The sequence below is a fragment of the Legionella sainthelensi genome (assembly GCF_900637685.1).
GTDB lineage: Bacteria > Pseudomonadota > Gammaproteobacteria > Legionellales > Legionellaceae > Legionella > Legionella sainthelensi.
Genome location: NZ_LR134388.1, coordinates 1228687 through 1249816, shown reverse-complemented (window position 1 = coordinate 1249816; position 21130 = coordinate 1228687). Strand labels below are relative to the sequence as shown.

The window sequence follows — 21130 nt, the reverse complement described above, 5'->3', positions numbered from 1 at the left end:
CTAAGCAAGGAAAGCAAGATGAAGGAGTATACTAAAATACATGACTGAATCGAACAAGCTTGCAACGAGATATAGAACTTAGGAGCACTATAGAATATACAATTACAAGCCTCAACGTAATTAAACCTTATTTAACTCCAATGCAACCCAAACAGGAGCATGATCCGAAGGTCTCTCTACTTTTCTAGGTTCCTTGTCAATCACTGATTGTCTGCATAACTGATTCAGTTCTTTATTTAATAAGATATGATCAATACGCAAACCCCGATTACGTCTAAAAGCCGCGGCACGATAATCCCACCAACTAAACGATTGCTCTTCTTGAATGAAGTTTCTAAAACTGTCATGAAATCCAAGCTGTAGCAGCTGGGTAAAAGCATTTCGTTCAGCGGGACTGACCAATACAGAACCTTCCCATGCAATAGGATCATGCACATCTCGATCTTCGGGAGCAATATTAAAATCTCCAACTACTGCAATTTTAGGATAAATACTCATTTGTTGTTGAATAAAATGAGTAACTTTTTGTAACCAATTCAATTTATATTGATATTTATCTGAGGTAAGCTCAGAACCATTAGGGACGTATAAATTGATCAAACGAATTCCAGCGACAGTTACGATCAAAATCCGTCGTTGGGGATCATCTAAATCAGGAATATCTGTAAGAATATCAGAAAAAGGATATTTACTAATGATAGCAACACCATTGTATGTTTTTTGCCCAGAAAATACAACATGATACCCTTTTTCTACAAATACAGCCCTAGGAAAATTCTCATCGATTAATTTTGTTTCTTGTATTGCAAGGATATCCATATCAGAAGAATCCAACCAGGACACTACTTGCTCTAATCTAACCTTAAGTGAATTAACATTCCAACTAGCCAATTTAATCACACCAATCTCCTTTATATTCAATTAATAAAGGAGCGTGATCCGATAAGCGTATGTCACGAAAAATATGACTATGAACCACATCTTCAATAAATCCGGGAGTCACCACCTGATAATCAATTCTCCATCCTACATTTTTCTCCCAAGCTCGCCCTCTAAAAGACCACCAAGTGTATTGTTCTTCTTCTTGATTATGAACTCGAAATGCGTCTATAAATCCCATATTCCCAAACAACTTATCCATCCAAGCTCGTTCTTCAGGTAAAAAACCTGAATTTTTTCGATTGCCTTTCCAATTTTTTAAATCAATTTCTTTATGCGCGATATTATAATCCCCACATATAATTAATTCGCGTCCTTCATTTTTTAATTGCATTAAATGTTTAGCGAATTGCTCTAAAAATTGATACTTCACCTCTTGGCGTTCTTCACCACTTGTCCCAGAGGGTAAGTAAAGTGAAACAATACTAAATTTCGGATAATCAAATTGAATATATCGCCCTTCATTATCGCAATAGTCGAAACCTATTCCTTTAATAACGCGAATGGGCTTATGACGGGCATAAATTGCTACCCCACTATATCCTTTCTTTTGAGCTGAATAATAGTCACAAAATAATCACGGGGATAATATGTTTCTTCTGGAATTAATTGATCCGGCTGTACTTTAGTTTCTTGGATACAAACAAAATCTGCATCTTGGGTTACAAGCCATTCATAAAAACCGTTGCGTGCCGCCGAGCGTATCCCATTGGCATTAAAACTAATAACTTTCATTTATCTTCACTCAATTTTAAAGCGGTTCTAGCTAATCGTTCACCCAAATGCTTCGCTAAATTAATTTCATCCTGGCTTAAAGGGCGATCATTTGCTACACCTGAAACATGGGTTGCACCATAAGGTGTGCCTCCACTGATTGTATCATTTAATGCAGGCTCAGAATAAGGTAATCCTACTAAAATCATACCGTGATGCAGCAAAGGTAACATCATACTGCACAGGGTTGTCTCTTGACCTCCATGCATACTCGCAGAAGAAGAAAATACACAGGCGGGTTTATCCACTAAATCCCCTGCCAACCACAATGAAGATGTGCTATCTAAAAAATACTTCATAGGAGCAGCCATGTTCCCAAAACGAGTTGGGCTTCCCAACGCCAAGCCATGGCAATAACGTAAATCATCCAATGTGGCATAAGGTGCACCAGTATCTGGAACCGCCTTGTCTACTGCTTCGCATGTTGCAGAAACTGGGGGAACTGTTCTTAAGCGTGCTTCAATACCTGTTACATGCGCTACACCACGTGCGATATACTGTGCTAATTGCGCAACAGAACCACTGCGCGAGTAATACAAAACCAAAATATAAGGATCTGACATCAAACAACTCCATACTAATAATTAAAATAATACCTTAGATTCTCTTCTAATTTCATTTCAATAAATTTAATTCGTTGATATAAAGATCCTCCTATTTCAGGTTTTAGTGCTTTTAAATCTGCAACAACATCATCAGCTGACTCATAATAATTTTTCACAGAAATATTTGCGATGATTTTACTGACTGCACTAACATGATGTCTATTCCAATGCCCTGAAATAATAAGGCCAATAGAGGAACCCAATAAAAAATTCTCTTTGGTGTAATCTATGAGCAATGATTTGATTCTTCGTATGTTTGAATTTTCTTCAACCCTACTCCAGAGTTTGGAATAAGAATCTGGAAAAACCAAATTAGCTTTTGAGCGTTTAAAAAATGAGTTTGTGGTTAATCCAATACACGAAAAAGGAGAGCTTATCGAAGAATCATCAGCCTCTTGCAAAAACTCAACATCTCCACTTTTGATTGTAGCAATAGAATCCGATCCATGTGACATTTTTTCTCTCCTTGAAGACATATAGTTTTTATTTGACACAATTGAGTGAAAATTGCAACCCAGGATTAGAGTAGCAGAGCACAGAGGAACGTGCCTAGTAGAATTATTTCGAGATCCAAAGCATAGGTTATTTCTGGATGGCATCAGAGTGTTATTCAGAATATCAGGTCAATCATTTTAAATTAACCTGAGATTCTTAGAAGAGTGCATGGTTTTATTTCGAACCGTTCGGGCTGAGAAACGCGAGCAGTTCGAAGTGGAGACTGGATTTAAATAGGCACTTTATCCCAAACGCCCCCTCATTAACTTATGATAATACTTAAGGCAGCGGGTATCTTGTTGAACTATTAAATTTTAAAGTATATAACGAGCCAAATCTTCATCTGCCACAAGCTGTCCCAAGTTTTTATCTACGTAGGCCTTATCAACATATACAGATTCGCCTGATTTGTCTGTAGCTTCAAACGAAACCACTTCCAGTAGTCGTTCCATTACTGTATAGAGTCTGCGCGCGCCAATGTTTTCTGTGCGCTCATTCACTTGCCATGCTACCTCTGCAATACGTCTGATGCCTGATTGATCAAAAGTTAACGTGAGACCTTCTGTTGCCATCAAAGCACTGTATTGTAATGTTAAGGATGCCGTAGGTTCTGTAAGAATGCGTACAAAATCCTCAACGGAGAGTGCGGATAACTCAACGCGTATGGGTAAACGCCCCTGCAATTCAGCGATCAAATCAGATGGTTTCGCTACATGAAACGCTCCGGATGCTATGAATAAAATATGATCTGAGCGAATCATGCCATATTTAGTGGTAACTGTAGTGCCTTCAACTAAGGGCAACAAGTCTCTTTGAACTCCTTCACGAGAAACATCTCCGCCGCCTCCATTTTCAGCACGTCTGGCTACTTTATCCAATTCATCAATAAAAACAATACCATTTTGTTCTACATTTTCTATGGCGCGGGTTTTAATATCATCTTCATTAATCAGTTTAGCAGCTTCTTCTTCACGCAATATTTGCATTGCTTTAGCAATAGTCATTTTTCGTGTTTTTGTTCGATGACTACCCACCTGTTGGAACATTGATTGTAATTGGCTTGTCATCTCTTCCATACCCGGAGGAGCCATAATTTCAATGCCTATTGGAGTTGCTGAAACTTCTATTTCAATTTCATTATCATTAAGTGCCCCTTCGCGTAGTTGCTTACGAAATACTTGTCTTGCAGTGCTGTCCTTTTCTCCGGGAGTTAAACTACCGCGGGGAGGAGGAAGCAACACGTCGAGAATTCGTTCTTCAGCTGCATCTTCAGCCAAATGTTCCACTTTTTTCATAGCAAATTCACGTTCTTGCTTCACCGCAATATCTGCTAAATCACGCAGAATAGAATCTACATCGCGTCCAACATAACCTACTTCGGTAAATTTCGTAGCTTCTACTTTGATAAATGGGGCACGTGCTAATTTCGCTAAGCGGCGTGCAATCTCTGTTTTACCTACTCCGGTTGGCCCTATCATAAGGATGTTTTTGGGCATAATTTCATTTCGTAAAGCAGGATCTTGAATTTTCATCCGACGCCAACGGTTACGTAAAGCGATAGCCACAGCCCTTTTAGCATTATCCTGGCCAATAATATACTTATCTAATTCTTGGACAATCTCTCGAGGAGTCATCACTTCTCGAACTTCGCGAGGATTAGTCACCATACTGTTATTTGTTGACATTATTTAATTCTTCTAAAGTTAAATGGTTATTGGTATAAATACAGATGTCGCCAGCGATCGTTAACGCCTTACGCACTATTTCTAGAGCGGATAAATCTGTATTTTCCAGCAATGCTCGTGCAGCAGCCTGTGCAAAAGGACCTCCAGAACCAATAGCAATCAAACTGTGCTCAGGCTCTATTACATCACCATTACCTGTAATAATTAAGGAGGATTTGACATCTGCTACAGCAAGAACGGCTTCCAGTCGACGTAACATTCTATCTGTTCGCCAATCTTTAGCAAGCTCAACTGCAGCACGCACTAAGTGCCCCTGGTGCATTTCCAACTTGCTCTCAAAACGTTCAAAAAGGGTGAACGCATCTGCAGTTCCTCCAGCAAAACCAGCGATGACCTGGTCTTTATAGAGTCGTCGTACTTTACGGGCATTTCCCTTCATTACAGTATTACCCAAAGTCACCTGACCATCACCTCCAATAACTACCTGATTACCACGTCGTACTGAAAGGATGGTTGTTCCACGAAATTGTTCCAAAATTAAATCCTCAAATCAAATCGGAACATTGAACATGGGGATGATTGATAAAAAAACAAGAGTAGCGTGTAAATTTTATTGGAGAAAACAAAGTTTTATTGATTACTCATAAAGGATCTACAAAACCCGTATTGATTAAATTTAGATCACCACCTGGAGTTGTGTTTTTTTAAATCACTTGCTATAAGATTAATCCATGAACACAAAACAAGATAAATCACTTCAAATTCAACTTATTACGCTTTGTGAAGAAAAAATTACAACACTACCAGCAGGTGAAATAAAATATTATTTGTTTATTCTTCTTCATTCAATCAAAGAAAAATTCATCAAATCCCAAAAAAATTCTTAGAAACTCTTTTATCATTTGTTGATAATCCCGATAAACCACATCAAAACAGTTCATCTAATCTCAATTTTTTTAATGAACTTATAGAACAATATAATACGCTGCAAACCATTGCCCAATTAAACACTTTTAGCATCCAATTTAAAATTATTCTCCTTCATGTCGTAGGTGCGCTTGCTAGCCTTTTATGCAGTATTGCTGGTGGACTACTAGGTGGTCTGGTTAGCATTATCAGAGGTGCTTGGAATTATGAGCCTTTTAAAGGTCTGGGCATAGGCCTAGTGACTGGTTATTGGTTAGGAGCTATCTTGGGATTCAGAGATCCAAAAAAATTATTTAAAGATGAGTTTCTTCGTCAAATTGAGTTTGGCCTTAATGGTCTTTATCGATGCATGGAAAATTTACAACAAACCATCACTCCTAATCATTCAGAAAATAAATCCTTTAAACATTACCTTAACGAAGAAAAAATTCTACAGCAATGTTTTGAAAATAACATACAAAGATTTGAGCAGTTTCTTGAAGAAAATATTACTTATGAAATTAATAGTTTTAAAGCCGGATTTATAGGTGGTTCATCACTTCATGGCTACTTAGGCCATCATTTCTATATTGTTATTAAAATCGAAAAGTCTGAGTTTTTATTTGAATTCACCCAAGCACCTGCTGATACCGGCGAAAAGCCTGATCAACAAGAACTAAGAACAGTGAAAGGGAGAAAAATAATTGAGATGCTCGCTCTTCATAATAAATTACAAGAAACTATGCCCTGCACTGTTGGTCACGTATTAAAAAGCATGAAACCTGGTGATAATGATTGCCAGACATTCATTAATAAAGTACTCCTTGGCACAAACCAACCAGCCACCACTTTAAGCCGCTATAACGACATGAATTCAGTAGGCTCTATGATTGGCTTTTTTATAAAAAACTCAGTCCTTTCTCCGAGGTTTTTTTAATACCTCTCAATCAACAGAGAGTTTAAGTATCACAGCGACGAGACCATAACAAAAGCGTTTATCAGGACTTTGAGACGACGTAAACACCTCTTTTGCCTGACAAGAATCAGTAGTTAATAGGTAACGAGATTCACCGCCTTCTTAGCCCGCACGCACATTAAATAATCAATTTAAAAAAGAGATACCATGAGATAAATGTTCCAATCCAAGATGTTCTGCGATGCTTTGTCCGACATCTGCGAAGGTATCTCGACGACCTATAAATTTACTTTTAAGACTTGGACCATATACAAGTACCGGAATATGTTCCCGCGTATGATCAGAGCCAGGAAATGTTGGATCACAACCATGATCTGCTGCAATAAAAACAAGGTCATCAGGCTGCAATACCGCATCGAGCTCTGGAAGACGGGCATCAAACGCCTCGAGCGCATGAGCATAACCAATTACATCACGTCTATGGCCGTATGAAGAGTCAAAATCCACAAAATTTGTGAAAATTAAACTTCCCTCCGGCGCTGTCTTCATTGCCAACAAAGTTGCATCAAATAAAGCCATATTTCCATCAGCCTTAATGGTTTGAGTAATACCTTGGTGTGCATAAATATCGGCAATTTTTCCAATGCTAATCACTTCACGGCCTGCATCCTTTAAGTAATCAAGTAGTGTTTTTGCCGGCGGTAAAGTTGCGTAGTCTTTACGATTTGCTGTTCGTTTGAATGCCCCCTGCTGCCCAATGAATGGACGTGCAATAACACGACCTATCTGATATTCATCCACTAAGTCACGTGCGATGTCACAAATATCATATAAACGGTGCAACCCAAAAATTTCTTCATGGGCAGCAATTTGAAATACACTATCCGCAGAAGTATAAACAATAGGTTTTCCGGTACGTATGTGTTCATCACCGAGTTCGTCAAGTATGGTCGTACCAGAGGCATGCTTTTCTCCCAATACACCGGGCAGCTGAGCACGCTTGATAAAAGTATCAATCAATTTTTTTGGGAAACAAAAAGGTTGTTCAGGAAAGTAACCCCATTCAAAAGTCACTGGGACACCAGCTAACTCCCAGTGCCCACTCGGAGTATCCTTGCCTAAACTCTGCTCCACTGCATAACCGTAATAACCAATAGGTTCAGCAAAAGTGGACAACTCAACAAAACGCAATCCAGAACTCGCTAAAGCTGCATGATAAAGCCCCAACTTTGCCAAATTTGGTAAAGTGAGCGCACCTTGACGCAATCCTTCTTTATCTCCTTCACCTCTGCCACACGCCTCATGAATATGAACAAATGTATTAGCACCTGTATCTCCATAACGAGAAGCGTCAAGGCTGGCACCTATACCAAATGAATCCATCAATAATATACATACTCTCCCTGTCATCTTAATCCTCAAATTGTTGGCAACGTGTTTCATTTAAACCGAAGAGCATAAGAAATGCTATGAATAATCCTACAGGTAAAATAATTGCTGCATATTGATAGGCACTCAGTGAATAAATTGGTGTTCCATTTATTATCTGCATACCGCTATGATTAGTTAATAAATAACTGAACAAATTTTGATAAATAATATAACCACCTTGAGTTAATATGGAAATAACACTCACTGCAGTTGCAGTCATTGCTGGTGAACTGCTTTCAGCAACCAAGGCATAACTTATTACTTGAGCCGAAGTAAAGAAGCCTAGCAAGAAAAACAAAAAGGCCATAGTGCTATAAGAAACAGGAAGATAAAGAACTGCAAGCAGCGTTAGAAGGGAAGTAATAACACCTACTTTCATAGGAACAATTCGCAATCCAATTCTATCAGAAATCCACCCTACAAGCGGAGAACCAATAATTGCCCCTAAAAATAACATGCCATTTATTATAGAAGCTTGCGCTGAACTAATATCTAAACGTTGTTCTAAATATAAAGTCCCCATCATCGCACCAAAAACAGCAATCGCCATATTCATTAAACTGGCATAGAATGCAGCTCTTAAATACTGTGTATTAAGATATGCCTTTTTAGCTGCGGACACGATATCTATTGGTTTCGCTTTTTGCTTTATTGCAACAGGAGGTCGTTCTTTTATCCAAAAAAACATCACAATAAGCATGGCAAAACCAAGGATTCCAACATCTTGAACCGCTTGGCGCCATCCTACCAAAAGAACCAGCTTAGTTAAAGGATATTGTGCCAGCATACCACCAGCCATTGCCATAGTCACGATAGCTCCAGTTACTAAAGCCATGCGTCTTGGAGGAAACCAATGGGATGCTAAACGGACAGGACCTAAAAAACAGAACGCACTTCCGATACCTGTAATAAAACGACAAAATAGCGCTGTATAAAAAGAATGGGAGTAAGCAAGCAGAAAAGTACTTGCCACACACAAAAACATAGCAATTAATAAAGTATTTTTAATCGAGAAACGATCAAGGACCATTCCTGCAACAAAAAGAAATAATACATTAGAAAGGTAATAAATGCTGGATAACCATGCCATTTTATCTGCTTGAATACGATAATCTTGCATGATATTTGCAGCGATAGATGCAAACATATTTCCTTGAATGAATTCATAAAAGAAAAATAAGGTTGCAGCAAAACACACCATCCAGGGTAATAAGGATGATTTAACCTCATTATATTCTTGAAATTCATCCACCATGTGCATTTTTACTCCTCAGCTTTAGCGTTTGCAATATGTTTCTCGAGTTATTAATACAGCAATTAAAGCTGCAACAGTTGTTATTGGAAATATCCACATAGCAAATTGAAAATCAGCGACGGTATAAGTTGTGACTGATTGACCCGCATGATGTGCAATTAACCAACCAAATAATACTTGTCCTACTCCACCTCCGCCCATAATAATAACAGAAGCAACTCCTGTTGCTGCCCCGGTGTTTTCTATAGAATTACTTTCAGCAACTAAAGGATAAGTAATCACTTGCGCACTTGTAAAAAGCCCTAAAGCAAAAAAGATAATACTCAACGTGAATTGCGATAAAGTTGTGTCTAGGAATAAAGGAATGAGTGTGATGAGCGTCGCGATTGCTCCAATGATCATTAGAGGTTTACGACGTCCCTGAGCGTCAGACAACCAGCCAGCCAACGGACACCCAATAACACTCCCCATAAAAATAAGACTCACCACATTACTGGATGCCATTTCCGGTAAATGATGAGCAACCTGTAAGTAGCTCGCTCCCCATAGAGCGCATAAAACCATAATAGGTAAATTAAGAAAAGACGTATAAAAACCTGCCAACCAATTTTGTGGGTTGGACAATGCCGTGAGAAATCCAGACATTACTTGCCCTTGATTAAGACGTGCTCGGGTTGGTGCGTTTTTAGGTTTATCAGCCACAATCCAATAAATCCAAAGTAACAATACCGCGCCTACAGCACCATCAATTAATAACGCATTACGCCACCCAAATAATTCATAAAGATAGGCAAAAGGAGTATGAGCCATCATCCCACCTACAAAAGCCATAGTAACCAAGCTGCCGATTACAAGTGCTTGTCTTCTCGGCGGAAACCAATGTGAGACCAAAACGACACAGGATAAAAAGCAGAATGCGTTACCAATTCCAGAGAGAAAATGACAACATGAAGCTAAAATAAATGAATCAGTTAATGCAAAACCAACAGTGCCTAAAATACAAACAAACATAGCGCTCAGAATAACTGTACGCGTAGAAAAACGATCTAAAATAACTCCCGCAGGAAGAAGAAATAAGATATCGGCCCATAAATAAGCGCTAGACATCCAGCTTAATTGAGTCGCATCAATGTGAAAATCGTCACGTAAAGGCTGATTAATGACATCAAAAATGTTTAACTGAAAAAACTCATAAAAGAAAAACAACCCAGCCGAAAGACATACAATCCAAGCCATTAAGTCACCACGAGGGACAAAAGCTCTCGAATCCACTGCAACAGATTGCGACACATTTACTCCTTATGGCATAAAATTGCGCCAGAGTATATCAAAACTCAAAATGAATTGGTATCTTAATTGAACAAACACTTGTCGTAAAAAAATTATTACTCTAAAAAGACAAGACAGGGTACATCATCTCCAACCCAAGTTTTATGCATGAGCACACAAATTACTTACGGCAACAGGAATGCGCATTAATAAGAATGGTTTATCCCCTGCATAAACATATTGAATCAACTCCATTTTATTCAATAAAAGTGGTGACACTTCTTTTGTGTAAGATGGACTGATAGCCAAGTAATCGTCACGATGATTGATTAGCAAATGGCATAGTTCTTTTTCGCTAAAAGCAAATTTTACTTTTCCTCTTGCATAGAATTGTGCTGAAAATTCTGTTTTATAATCCCAATAAATCAGTGAATCCCCAGTTGGTGGATGTTGTTTTAACCATGCAGCAATCACAGGTTTTTGAGTTTTTGAAACTACTTCCGGGATGATATTAAAGGCAAGAGTAGCCGCTAAAAAAATTATTCCTACAATTAGAGATAATCCTAAAACTAAGTTTTTCGCTCTAATCATTACACCTACCCGATCCCAATATTCAACAAAAAACAATGAGAAAGCAGGTAGGCTACAAAAAACATAAGTATAAATAATATTGCTCGAGAATGTAAAAAAGAACAGCGGAACTACCGTACAAAGAAAACAATAACTTAACCATCCATCATTATCTTGAAATACTTTACGAACGTTATGCCTGCATTTGATAAACCAAGCAAGCCCAAGAAGGCACCAGGGAAAAATTCCTGATGCAGCATAAATCCAAATCATCCCCCAATATTCCTTGTGGGCATATCCATATTTGTCACCCACCCATCCAGGCTTTAAAAAACGATTGAAGTTTTCACCAATGATAAAATAATTTAAAAAGCCAGGAGTTCGTAGTTCAGCCCAAATATACCAGGGAAGTGCTATGGCAAACATAATCACTATACCTTTTATCCAAGGTAATCTTTTCCATAAATTGCGCCATTCATTACGAATCAAAACCCAAAAAAATAAAGGCATTCCGGGTAAAACAAGAGCGACGGGTCCCTTCGCTAACAAACCTAATCCTAAAGCAACAAAAAAAACATAAGACCAAACCTTTTTTCCATCAACTAAGGCATGCCAAAATGACACCATGACCAAAGTCACACAAAACACTAATGACGGATCAGTCATCACTGTTCCGGCATCAAGAAAAAAATACAAAGTCCCTGCTAAAACCAAAGTAGTAATCATAGCAATCAACGAACCACTATGTTTTTTTGCTAAGCGCCAAACAAGCCATAAAACCGCTGCTGACAAAAGTAATCCTGGAAGACGAGCGGCAAACTCATTAACACCAAAAAGCTTCATTGAGAAAGCAGAGAGCCAAGTTGACAAAGGAGGTTTAGCCCAAAAAGGAACCCCATAATCATGCTGTGGCGTTACCCAATTACCAGTTTCCAGCATCTTTCGTGCAATCTCAGCATAACGTGCTTCAGAAACATCATTAAGTGGAATAAAACACATGGAAATAATTCGACACACGAGGAGAAAGAATAATGCGAATACAGCATTATTAAGAAATAGTTGTGGCAACTGCTTCTCATTTTTGATGTCCAATACTAAACCTCATTAAAAACGCTCCTTGCACTACATAAAAAGTCGTGAGCGTGTGGCACTATACAGCGTGAGTCACAAAGTTAATTTTTTGCCCAAACAGCGTCATAAAAATAATAAAAACAGAGAAATATTACTCATTATTTTACATTTTTTCATGCCTTTTTTCAAAAAAAAGCGGTATAGACTGCAAATAAACGTAAATAACATAATGAATTTTATTAAGTTTTTAAAAATACTAAAATTGTATAATGAAAATACATGACGGGAAGATTACTTTAGTTTACACTGAGGCCTTGTAAGATGAACTTACATTTATCTATTGGACATTTGGAGACTAAACATGACGTTTGAGTTAAAGGAATTAAGCACATTAAAAAAAGAATTTAATGACGCTGTGGATGTACTATTAAAACGTGATAAGAAAATAAAAAAAATTGAAGATCTTTCTAATCCAAGAAAGTACGAACTTCAATACCTCACTGCCATACTGAGCAGATTAGAAGAGCAAGTAAGTGAAAGAACAATCAAACCCCAAGTTGCAGCACTCACTTTTTACGGTGCGATGCAAACTGTTATGAGAGACATTGAAAATAAGCGTGGAATGCTGGACTCTTCTGGCTTACTTAGCGACAGCTTGGCAAATATAATAGGGATCAATGCTGAAGTCCGCGCAGAAAACAAACCTGATCTGTATCAAACATCTAAATTTTACACTGCTCTTAATGAATTCTTAAAACAAATTTTCATCAATAATGATTCACGTAAAGGATTCAAGAAAGAACATATTCTACATGCAATTCCTACGAATCATTTAAATGAACTTATTGAAACAAGTTATCTACTATCAAAAAATGCTGAAAAAGCAATCGTGGATTCCTTAGCTGCTACTGGGCAATCAATTGTGGTTTTTGAAAAGCCTACCCCACCAAGTGTTGAGGAAAAAAAAGAAACACCAGTGGCAGAAGAGCAAAAAACTGTATTTGTAGGCGAATACGCTGCAAGCAAAAAATCACCGATATCAGCTACCGGACGATTTGGAAGCTGGGAAGACCTAACTCATGCTCTTGATGATTTAATCAAAGATGAACTTGCAGATAAAAATGTTTCAAAAATTAATAAGCTAGGTTTACACCGTGCGGCTCAACTTCATTTTTTGAATACAATAAAAGCAGCGGTTCAAGCAACAGGAATTAATGAATCTGAAAAACTAGCGGTTCTTGCTGGGGCGATGCATCTTGTACGTAAACAAATTGATGATGAATATGCTTCCGCCATATTAACAAGCACAGAAAACTCTATTATTCATAAGGGATTAGATAAAATTCTAGGTAAAAAAGGCGAAGTGGATGCACAAGATATCGAAGCCTTAATTTTTTCAACAACCCAATTCATGCGTTTTCTTACAGTAGAACCAAAAGCTGAGGCAAAAAAATCCATACGTAACAAGCACGTTTTTTCTGAGATCGCAGGTTTTGATTTGAAAAATACTTTTACTCTATGCATTGACATGATTCATGACTGTCGTAATGTGGCTTTACATCATGTTGTTGAAGAGTTTAACAAAGAAGGTAAAATTCCAGAAAAAGCACCCAAAAGTTATATTGCTTCCGCACTCAGCAAATTCTCTTTCCTAACTGGCAAGAAAGATGAATCCAGTGAAGAAGAAGATGATGAACTGGAACATAAAAGTACTGATGCACTAACCCGATAATTTTTTTAACTTTAAATATAAATTTGAACTTAGCTCTCCAAGATAAAGTAGCTACATAGTACAAGTGACTGCTACTTTATCTGTATCACTTTATATTTATAAACAATATCACTTCGGATAAGCCATTTCGTTTAATTTTTGCTACAATGCTGTTTTCTCTTATCTATTTGTAGTTCGTGCGAATGAAAATTACATTAATTATTAAAAAACTATTATTCATCATCATTTTTTTAGTTGCTCTGCCAAGCATTTGTAACGCATTAGAAGAAAACTACGATTCGTTGCACAAGGGTATTCAAGCTCAGAACATGCAAGATGGCCATGTAAATGAAAAAAATGAAAAATCTGAAAAATTACACTCTGTACCTAAAAAAATGATATCTATTACTATAGATGATTTACCTTTTGTTGGTGAATATAGAAATTTTCATTTGAATATGATGATCGAAACAATGACAAAAGAGAAAGTTCCTGCCACAGGATTTATTATTGCCAGCGAAGTGCGTAAAAACAATTGGGAAATACTACGTAAGTTTCGTGATGCAGGTTTCGGGTTAGGCAATCATACCCTCAGTCACGCTAATTTGAATAAAATGGATACGAAAGAATACATTCATGAAATTCAAAAAGCTGATAATATTTTATTACCTGTTTTAACTGAACCTAAATATTTTCGTTATCCTTATTTAGCAATGAGCTCTGGAAGAAAAAAAGAAGACATTCTTTGCTACCTCGCACAAAAAAATTATCAAGTTGCCCCAATTACCATTGATTCCAAAGACTTTGTTTTTAATCAACGCCTATTATCCGTTTCTGAAATAAACAGACGCACATATCTAGAGGAATTAAAATCTTTTTATCTGGATTTTATCTGGCAGCAAACACTCCGTGCTGAAGAACATAATGAATTTCATCACAATAATGATCAAGCACAAATTCTGCTGATCCATGCAAATTTATTAAATGCATATGTTTTACCGGATATTATTCATCTTTATAAACAAAAGGGTTATGAATTTGTCAGTTTGGAAAATGCTTTAAAAACCTTTAAATATCCGACTCAATGTGCCAGAGCACAGGTACTCGCTCGAATCAAAACAAAACAGCAACAACCGTCAATATCCAGTGATAAAAATATCGAAACATTTGTTGAGTGGGATTAAGCGATATTTAGGGAAGTATTGCATAAATACTTTCCTCCATATTACACTTGTATTGTATTATATTAAAAATGGATTTAGTTCAAATCAGGGATCGGACTTTGAAGCTCAGAATAACAACCAAGCAAGGCTTCACATTAATTGAGCTCTTAATCACATTATTAGTTCTTTGTATTTTATTAGTTATAGCAGTGCCCGCATTGAGTACCCTACTGATGAATAATCGTTTAACTGCTAAAACAGATATATTCGTAAATTCACTTAATTATGCTCGCAATACCGCTTTAGGTCAGTCAATTAACGTTGTAGTATGTCCTTTTGGTGTAGCTCAATCGACAACATGTGGTGGAAATTGGAGCAATGGATGGATTGTGGTCACTCAACCTTCTGTAGGTACGAGTTCATTATTACAAAGCCAACAACTTTTTTCTGCAGACCCTGTACTTTCGAGTAATGTAACCGGCGTGGTTTTTGACCCACATGGATTGACAACGACATCAGGTAATTTTAAGTTCTGCGACAGCAGAGGGGGAGCATTTGCTCGCTCAGTAGAAGTATTGGCAACTGGATTCGTTCAATCAAGCGCAACCCCTGGCCAGGCTGTATGGGATAACAGCGCACTTACATGTCCTTAATGGAGAATATTAGTGTATCATGTAAGTAATTTAGGAGTACGACAGAAAGGATTATCCTTAATTGAAGTACTAGTCGCTTTTGTAATTTTAGCTATTGGCATGTTAGGGATAGCAAGTATGCTCATTTTATCGAGCAAGGCCAATAACTCAAGCTATGCGAAACAACAAGCAGTTCAATGTGCTTACGATATATTTGATAAAATGCGTGCCAATTACCAAGCAGCAATTAATGGAAACTACAATATCTCTAATATCAACAGCATGGGCACACCAACCCTCCCCCAACACCTGGCACGCTATGCAATCTGTCCCCATGCTCAAGCCCCCAGCTAGCTACCTATGATACCTGGTATTGGCTAACCTATGATGTGGGTAAATTGCCTAATGGTAGTGGCTCTATTACAGCTACTCCAGCACCAGGAAGCTCAGGGAATACCATTATTACAGTTACTATTCAATGGGACGATAGTTTGGCAATAAACTTAGTCGGGGCAAGTACTACTCCTGCTCCAACCAATCCCAACTATGTTCAACTTAGCATCCAAAGTCAATTATGAAAAACTATCAAAAACATCCACAGGGATTTTCTTTAATTGAATTAATGATAGCAATTGTTATTGGACTTTTACTCAGCTATGCAGTCATGGAAATTTATGTGACTCAAACTCAAATTTATAAAACGACTAATTCACAGAATCTCATTCAAAATACAGAAAATGCCATTACCAATTTACTGACCCCTATTATTCGATCGGCAGGATTTTTAGGGTGCGGCTCTATAAATACAGCGATATCCAATTTAAATGGAGGAGGATCAAATCCTATTGGCTCACTGAGTGCCAATCCGACCCTAATCATGGGGTATAATGCCAATAGCTCACCCATTACAATATCACAAAGTAATGCTGCTAATAGTAGCAATGCAAGCGATTGGACTCCCGCGCTCGATCCTACCCTTGTAGGGAATATTGAAAACAGTAGCGATGTTCTAGTCGTTCTTGGTGCAGTTCCAGCAAGCTTTCCCGCATCTGTAACTGCTATAGATTCGACTAATGATTCCTTCACGGTGCAAAGTACGAGCGGAGTTACTCTTACTGCAGGACAATTTGCTGCGTTATCTGATTGCACTACATCTTTGGTCTTTTTAATTACTGGGTCAACTGGTACCACTATTTCACATGCAGCAGGTACAGGAGTATATGCAAATGGAGCCTCTACTTTTATTGTAAATTACCAAGCAGGAGCCCAATTCATTCCATTGCAGCAAACCGCTTTTTTTGTAGGGCAAAGTCAAGGGGGACAAAGTGCACTGATGCGAGGAATTTTAACCAGTGCTGGATGGACAATCCAACCTCTCGTGCCTGGAATTGAAGTGATGAAAGTAGAATACGGTATTGGCAGTAATGGCTCGATCGCTCAGTATGTCACAGCGGATGCAGTAACCAACTGGGCGCAGGTTTATACTATTCGCTTAGGATTTTTAATTGCGGGACAGATCGCTTCCGGTACCTCCAATACCACTCAATATACTGTGTTAGGCACCACAGTCAATGTGCCCAATGATAATCGACTTCGGCATGTGTATGAAATCAATATTGCCTTGAGGAATGCAATATCGTGAACTTAACTCCTTTATTTAAAAAAAATCTATTCCTTCGACAAAGTCTTTTGATCACATCGCTATAAAATTGACTCTCTTCAAACATAAAAAGGAAAAGGGTTATATTCTGCTATTGACAATGATTCTTCTCATTATGATTACCGTTTTAGCACTTGCGAATATTTCTCTAAATACCACTCAAATTCGAATTGCAGCAAATGCAACTGATACAGAAATGAGTTTAGAAAAAACAGAAGGTGCACTAAATGAAGCAATCAATAAACTCCTGAATGGAACCTATACTGCAGCAAACTTTCTACAAAACAATAATGGACTCTATATATTGGATGCAGATAATCCACCAATATGGACTACAATCAACTGGTCTGATTCTGCTTCTGTAATTAATAGTTTTCAGGGAGATACTAACAGCCAAGCAAGTTATATTATTGAGAAATTACCATCAGTGAGCTCCCCTGGCCAGAGTATGAATAAAGTGACAAATGTTTATCGGATTACCGCGCGTTCCGTCGGTGCTAACGGTGCGGTAATCATGTTGCAAAATACACTTCAAATACAACAATAGGTAAAACGGATTATGGTGCATGCACAAAGCAAATCTTTTAGAGTTGGATTAAAAGCGCTTTTATTTCTTATAGTATCAACTTTGGTACTAGCAGCATCAACACCTATTTTAAATATTCCACAAATACCGCTAATTATGGCTAGTCCAACTCATCCACAAGTGTTAATTGCTATTGGCAACTCCGAGTCCATGGATGGTGATTTGAGCGGTGCGATTATGTCCGGTTCAGGATCTCTCACAGGTGGATTAGCTTCACTCAAAAACTCAAGTTCACCACTTAATTATACCGTTCCTTCAGGCTTTACTCCTCCGGTGCAGGCAGCGAATAGCAGTGGCCAAGCTCCTTATACAGTAAGTCAAAATGGTGTACTTGTAGATAACGGAGCAAGCCGCCTCAATGTAGCCAAAGCCGGAGTACAAGCTATTATCAATACGTATATGCAATCTACTGATTTTGCATTAGCCACTTATAAAACAAGTTCCGTTGCTGTTTATAATACCTGGGTATACTACATGTCTCCGCAAGGAAGTAATTTTTCGTTTACTAATACCCCTGTTACCGGCAATACCTATGTTAACAACCCTTGTTATAATTACACTTCTGCTTCTTCAACCATTCAAAGTAATTGCAGTTCGATTGGAAGTTTTTACGGCTCATCGGTTCTTTCTTCCAATGCATACATGCAAATTGGAGCAACCAGTGACAACCCAGCAATTAATGATGTCCTATATGCTGGAAGTAGTTTTCCTGGAGTGTTTCTGACTTATAGTGGACCAAGCCCTGCAACTCCTTACCCTCCTAATTTCTCAATAAGTAATTATAATAATGGCGGTGTGTTGATTTCCTATTCGAAATCACTCCCTAATATTGGTGGTTTTGGCACAAGTCCTACTAATGCTGGATTTGTCCCATACTCCCCACAGGTGTTTTATGCCCAACGTGGTTTTGGCTATTCAGGGACTCAATCAGCAACTTCAGGAACCATACTGGTTCCAATGACCTCTGCGGGCACAAATCCAACAACAACCAGCATTAATAGCGCCATTGGAGTATTTACACCCTATTTACAACCAGAAACCAATTCAACGTCAACTAAAGAAATTAAAGCCAGCGCAGTGCAATCACCTGTTGCTGGTTTAATGGCATCAGCAAAAACCTATCTTTCCTCTTTAGGTAATACCAGTGGTAATGGTTGTCCTCAAAAAAAATATGTCATTTTAATTTCTGATGGTCTTCCTACCCAGGATCTAAATGGTAAGTTATGGCCGCCATTAGGAAGTGCCGCTGCTACAGGCTATGGCATTACCGCTACATTTAATCCTGATGGTTCCCTGCAAAGCACTAATTGTCAGGCTTTAACAGACACAATTAGCGCGATTGCAGCATTAAAACAACAAGGAATTCCAACTTATATTATAGGGCTTGGTGCCGGAGTCAATCCTACATTGAACCCACAAGCAGCAGCATCACTCACCGCTATGGCTGTAGCCGGTGGTACAACGAATTACTATCCTGCAACAAATTCAACTGATTTGGTTAACGATCTTAATGCAATCATGATTTCGGTGCAAAATGGCTCTTTTACAACATCAGCGGCTGCAGTGAGTTCCACTCAACTTAATAACAACAGCGTCGAATATGAGGCAAACTTCATTTCAAATGATACCCCCTATCAAGATTGGACTGGGAATTTGCTTGCTATGCCTTTAAATCCTTCAACTGGCTTACCAACAGGTGCAATAAACTGGCAAGCTCAACCCCTATTAGACAAGTTAGTGTCTGGATCAGGATGGGCCACAAATCGTTTTATAGTTACTTGGAATCCCTCAACCAATACAGGAGTTCCTTTCGAATGGGCAAATATAAGCACTACGCAACAAACACAACTCCAACCCTCAGATACTCTTGGCCAACAAAGATTGCAGTATCTTCGTGGCAATACCTCTTTGGAAATGCGTAATGGTGGCAGTTTTCGGAATCGTTCTCATATATTAGGGGATATTATAGATAGCCAAGTCATTTATATAGGTGCTCCATCAGCACCTTATACGAGCAGCAGTTATCTATCTTTTGCACAAACTTATGCCAATCGTACTCCTCTACTTTATGTAGGGGCTAATGATGGTATGTTACATGCCTTTAATGCAACAACCGGTAATGAAGTTTTTGCATTTATCCCTAATGCTGTATTTGCTAATCTTTACAATCTTACTAACCCTCTTTACAACTTAAGTCATCGTTATTTTGTCGATGGCTCACCTCAAACAGCAGATGTACAGTTTTCAGATAGTAGCTGGCACACATTACTTGTAGGAGGAGAAAATGCTGGAGGGAACAGTATTTATGGATTAGATATTACCAATCCCAATAGTTTTATTAATGAAACTAATCTTGCGCAAAAAGTACTGTGGGAATTCACTGACAGCGATATGGGACTTAGCTACAGCCAACCTCAAATTGCACAAATTGGAGCAAATACCAATCCAGCTGGTTTTGCTGTCTTTTTTGGCAACGGTTATAACAGTCTCAACAACACTTCTGTACTTTACGCCATTAATCCACAAACAGGGGCCCTCATTAGCAAGATTAATCTGTGTAATGCGGTTCCAGGATCATGTAACAGCTCACTTCCCCAAGGACTATCATCAGTAGCAATAGCAAACCAAAATGGTTTTCAAGGAGCACCTATAACCAATGTTTATGCAGGTGATTTACAAGGAAATATGTGGTCTATTAATGTAAGCGATCCCAACCCCACAAATTGGACAGTGCGCTTATTATTTCAAGCAAAAGACTCTTCCGGAACCGTGCAGCCCATAACAACAGCACCAGTGGTGACTCTTAATCCTGCCTATCCTCGTGTCTCCGGGTTATTCGTTATATTCGGCACTGGGCAATTACTGCAGACCAGTGATTTAGTAAATACGCAAACTCAGACAATCTATGGTGTTTTAGATAAACCATTAACTAGTGTTACGTATACACGAAATAACCTGCAACAACAGACACTTAATTTAATCTCCACATCAACTTCTGGCCTATCTGTACCCGTAGTTACAGCCTCATCAACACCGATTAACTGGTACAGTCAATCCGGTTGGTATGATGATCTTGTCGTCTCAGGACAACGTATAGTTACTAATCCTACTGTTTTTAATGGGGCCTTCATTAGCACCCTAAATACCCCACCTCAATCATGCAGCACGAGCTTTACGTCCATGCTTCTTGAACTCAACTTCAAAACTGGAGGAGCATTTACTAATCCTCAAATTATAGGGGTTAATGCCAATGGGACACCTAATACTCAATATAATTATTCAGGAGTTGTAGGCGTTCAATTGTCAAATAGCTTTGCTAATGCAGCAACTTTGGTTGGCCCTAATCAAGGTAATAATATCGTTCTGCTCATTACCCAATCTAATGGAAGTCAATCTACTATACTTAATCCAAACAGTACGCGAAGAAGAACGGGATGGTGGCAACTGCAATAAGGGATTGCA

19 protein-coding genes and 1 pseudogene are annotated in these 21130 nt (G+C 38.3%); 10 read left to right on the top strand and 10 right to left on the bottom strand.

Features of this window, described 5'->3' with window-relative positions:
• Positions 1 to 120: 120 nt before the first annotated feature.
• The 6 genes and pseudogenes from xth to hslV form a co-directional block, all read right to left on the bottom strand.
• Positions 121 to 900: an exodeoxyribonuclease III gene (xth, locus tag EL220_RS05605; RefSeq protein WP_027271751.1), complete on the bottom strand. Its 780-nt coding sequence runs from the start codon at positions 898 to 900 to the stop codon at positions 121 to 123.
• A pseudogene (locus EL220_RS05600) lies at positions 893 to 1674 on the bottom strand (exodeoxyribonuclease III). Before EL220_RS05600 ends, xth begins: the two are co-directional and overlap by 8 nt.
• Positions 1671 to 2276 carry an NAD(P)H:quinone oxidoreductase gene (gene wrbA, locus EL220_RS05595; protein ID WP_027271749.1) on the bottom strand — a complete coding sequence of 202 codons (606 nt, stop codon included), beginning with the start codon at positions 2274 to 2276 and terminating at the stop codon, positions 1671 to 1673. The pseudogene EL220_RS05600 and the gene wrbA overlap by 4 nt, the downstream one beginning before the upstream one ends.
• 14 nt (positions 2277 to 2290) lie before the next feature.
• Positions 2291 to 2773, bottom strand: coding sequence for a DUF5617 domain-containing protein (locus EL220_RS05590; RefSeq protein ID WP_027271748.1), 483 nt, complete (start codon positions 2771 to 2773; stop codon positions 2291 to 2293).
• A 354-nt stretch (positions 2774 to 3127) separates the two neighbouring features.
• Positions 3128 to 4498 (bottom strand): ATP-dependent protease ATPase subunit HslU, encoded by a 1371-nt coding sequence (gene hslU, locus EL220_RS05585; protein WP_187326702.1) that lies wholly within the window; start codon positions 4496 to 4498, stop codon positions 3128 to 3130.
• The gene (hslV, locus tag EL220_RS05580; RefSeq protein WP_027271746.1) at positions 4485 to 5033 is read right to left on the bottom strand and encodes an ATP-dependent protease subunit HslV; all 549 of its coding nucleotides are present in this window, start codon (positions 5031 to 5033) and stop codon (positions 4485 to 4487) included. Before hslV ends, hslU begins: the two co-directional genes overlap by 14 nt.
• 196 nt (positions 5034 to 5229) lie before the next feature.
• Here hslV and EL220_RS18145 point away from each other — a divergent pair, with 196 nt between their 5' ends.
• Complete coding sequence (locus tag EL220_RS18145) at positions 5230 to 5385, top strand: hypothetical protein (protein ID WP_164838757.1); 156 nt, start codon at positions 5230 to 5232, stop codon at positions 5383 to 5385.
• A gap of 305 nt (positions 5386 to 5690) precedes the next feature.
• Positions 5691 to 6341: a hypothetical protein gene (locus tag EL220_RS05575; RefSeq protein WP_128130840.1), complete on the top strand. Its 651-nt coding sequence runs from the start codon at positions 5691 to 5693 to the stop codon at positions 6339 to 6341.
• Positions 6342 to 6506: 165 nt separating this feature from the next.
• On the opposite strand, the gene EL220_RS05570 is transcribed toward EL220_RS05575, so the two are convergent.
• From EL220_RS05570 to EL220_RS05555, 4 genes are all read right to left on the bottom strand, one after another.
• A complete protein-coding gene (locus EL220_RS05570) occupies positions 6507 to 7730 on the bottom strand; it encodes a phosphopentomutase (RefSeq protein WP_027271745.1) in 1224 nt (407 codons plus the stop codon).
• Position 7731: 1 nt separating this feature from the next.
• Positions 7732 to 9012, bottom strand: a complete 1281-nt coding sequence (locus tag EL220_RS05565) for an MFS transporter (protein ID WP_027271744.1) — start codon at positions 9010 to 9012, stop codon at positions 7732 to 7734.
• Between the two features lie 15 nt (positions 9013 to 9027).
• Positions 9028 to 10296 carry an MFS transporter gene (locus EL220_RS05560; RefSeq protein WP_027271743.1) on the bottom strand — a complete coding sequence of 423 codons (1269 nt, stop codon included), beginning with the start codon at positions 10294 to 10296 and terminating at the stop codon, positions 9028 to 9030.
• 141 nt (positions 10297 to 10437) lie between these two features.
• Entirely contained in the window at positions 10438 to 11937 is a 1500-nt protein-coding gene (locus tag EL220_RS05555) for an ArnT family glycosyltransferase (protein WP_027271742.1), read from the bottom strand.
• Between the two features lie 340 nt (positions 11938 to 12277).
• Between EL220_RS05555 and EL220_RS05545 the strand changes: the two genes are divergently transcribed.
• From EL220_RS05545 to EL220_RS05515, 8 genes are all read left to right on the top strand, one after another.
• Complete coding sequence (locus EL220_RS05545) at positions 12278 to 13648, top strand: hypothetical protein (protein ID WP_027271741.1); 1371 nt, start codon at positions 12278 to 12280, stop codon at positions 13646 to 13648.
• A gap of 308 nt (positions 13649 to 13956) precedes the next feature.
• Positions 13957 to 14811: a polysaccharide deacetylase family protein gene (locus tag EL220_RS05540; protein WP_232002732.1), complete on the top strand. Its 855-nt coding sequence runs from the start codon at positions 13957 to 13959 to the stop codon at positions 14809 to 14811.
• 98 nt (positions 14812 to 14909) lie between these two features.
• A complete protein-coding gene (locus tag EL220_RS05535) occupies positions 14910 to 15443 on the top strand; it encodes a GspH/FimT family protein (RefSeq protein ID WP_027271739.1) in 534 nt (177 codons plus the stop codon).
• A 12-nt stretch (positions 15444 to 15455) separates the two neighbouring features.
• Complete coding sequence (pilV, locus tag EL220_RS18665) at positions 15456 to 15776, top strand: type IV pilus modification protein PilV (RefSeq protein ID WP_232002644.1); 321 nt, start codon at positions 15456 to 15458, stop codon at positions 15774 to 15776.
• Positions 15777 to 15820: 44 nt separating this feature from the next.
• Positions 15821 to 16000, top strand: a complete 180-nt coding sequence (locus EL220_RS18660; protein ID WP_232002643.1) for a hypothetical protein — start codon at positions 15821 to 15823, stop codon at positions 15998 to 16000.
• Positions 15997 to 17064 carry a PilW family protein gene (locus EL220_RS05525; RefSeq protein ID WP_027271737.1) on the top strand — a complete coding sequence of 356 codons (1068 nt, stop codon included), beginning with the start codon at positions 15997 to 15999 and terminating at the stop codon, positions 17062 to 17064. The genes EL220_RS18660 and EL220_RS05525 overlap by 4 nt, the downstream gene beginning before the upstream one ends.
• A gap of 133 nt (positions 17065 to 17197) precedes the next feature.
• Positions 17198 to 17629 (top strand): pilus assembly PilX family protein, encoded by a 432-nt coding sequence (locus EL220_RS05520; protein ID WP_232002642.1) that lies wholly within the window; start codon positions 17198 to 17200, stop codon positions 17627 to 17629.
• 12 nt (positions 17630 to 17641) lie between these two features.
• On the top strand, positions 17642 to 21121 hold the full coding sequence (locus EL220_RS05515; RefSeq protein WP_027271735.1) for a pilus assembly protein: 3480 nt from the start codon (positions 17642 to 17644) through the stop codon (positions 21119 to 21121).
• Positions 21122 to 21130: the final 9 nt, after the last annotated feature.

Coding starts and splice junctions, on each gene's coding strand:
- wrbA (WP_027271749.1), bottom strand. CDS start 2,276: ATGTCAGATCCTTATATTTTGGTTTTGTATTACTCGCGCAGTGGTTCT.
- EL220_RS05590 (WP_027271748.1), bottom strand. CDS start 2,773: ATGTCACATGGATCGGATTCTATTGCTACAATCAAAAGTGGAGATGTT.
- hslU (WP_187326702.1), bottom strand. CDS start 4,498: ATGTCAACAAATAACAGTATGGTGACTAATCCTCGCGAAGTTCGAGAA.
- EL220_RS18145 (WP_164838757.1), top strand. CDS start 5,230: ATGAACACAAAACAAGATAAATCACTTCAAATTCAACTTATTACGCTT.
- EL220_RS05570 (WP_027271745.1), bottom strand. CDS start 7,730: ATGACAGGGAGAGTATGTATATTATTGATGGATTCATTTGGTATAGGT.
- EL220_RS05565 (WP_027271744.1), bottom strand. CDS start 9,012: ATGCACATGGTGGATGAATTTCAAGAATATAATGAGGTTAAATCATCC.
- EL220_RS05545 (WP_027271741.1), top strand. CDS start 12,278: ATGACGTTTGAGTTAAAGGAATTAAGCACATTAAAAAAAGAATTTAAT.
- EL220_RS05540 (WP_232002732.1), top strand. CDS start 13,957: ATGCAAGATGGCCATGTAAATGAAAAAAATGAAAAATCTGAAAAATTA.
- EL220_RS05525 (WP_027271737.1), top strand. CDS start 15,997: ATGAAAAACTATCAAAAACATCCACAGGGATTTTCTTTAATTGAATTA.
- EL220_RS05520 (WP_232002642.1), top strand. CDS start 17,198: ATGATTACCGTTTTAGCACTTGCGAATATTTCTCTAAATACCACTCAA.
- EL220_RS05515 (WP_027271735.1), top strand. CDS start 17,642: ATGGTGCATGCACAAAGCAAATCTTTTAGAGTTGGATTAAAAGCGCTT.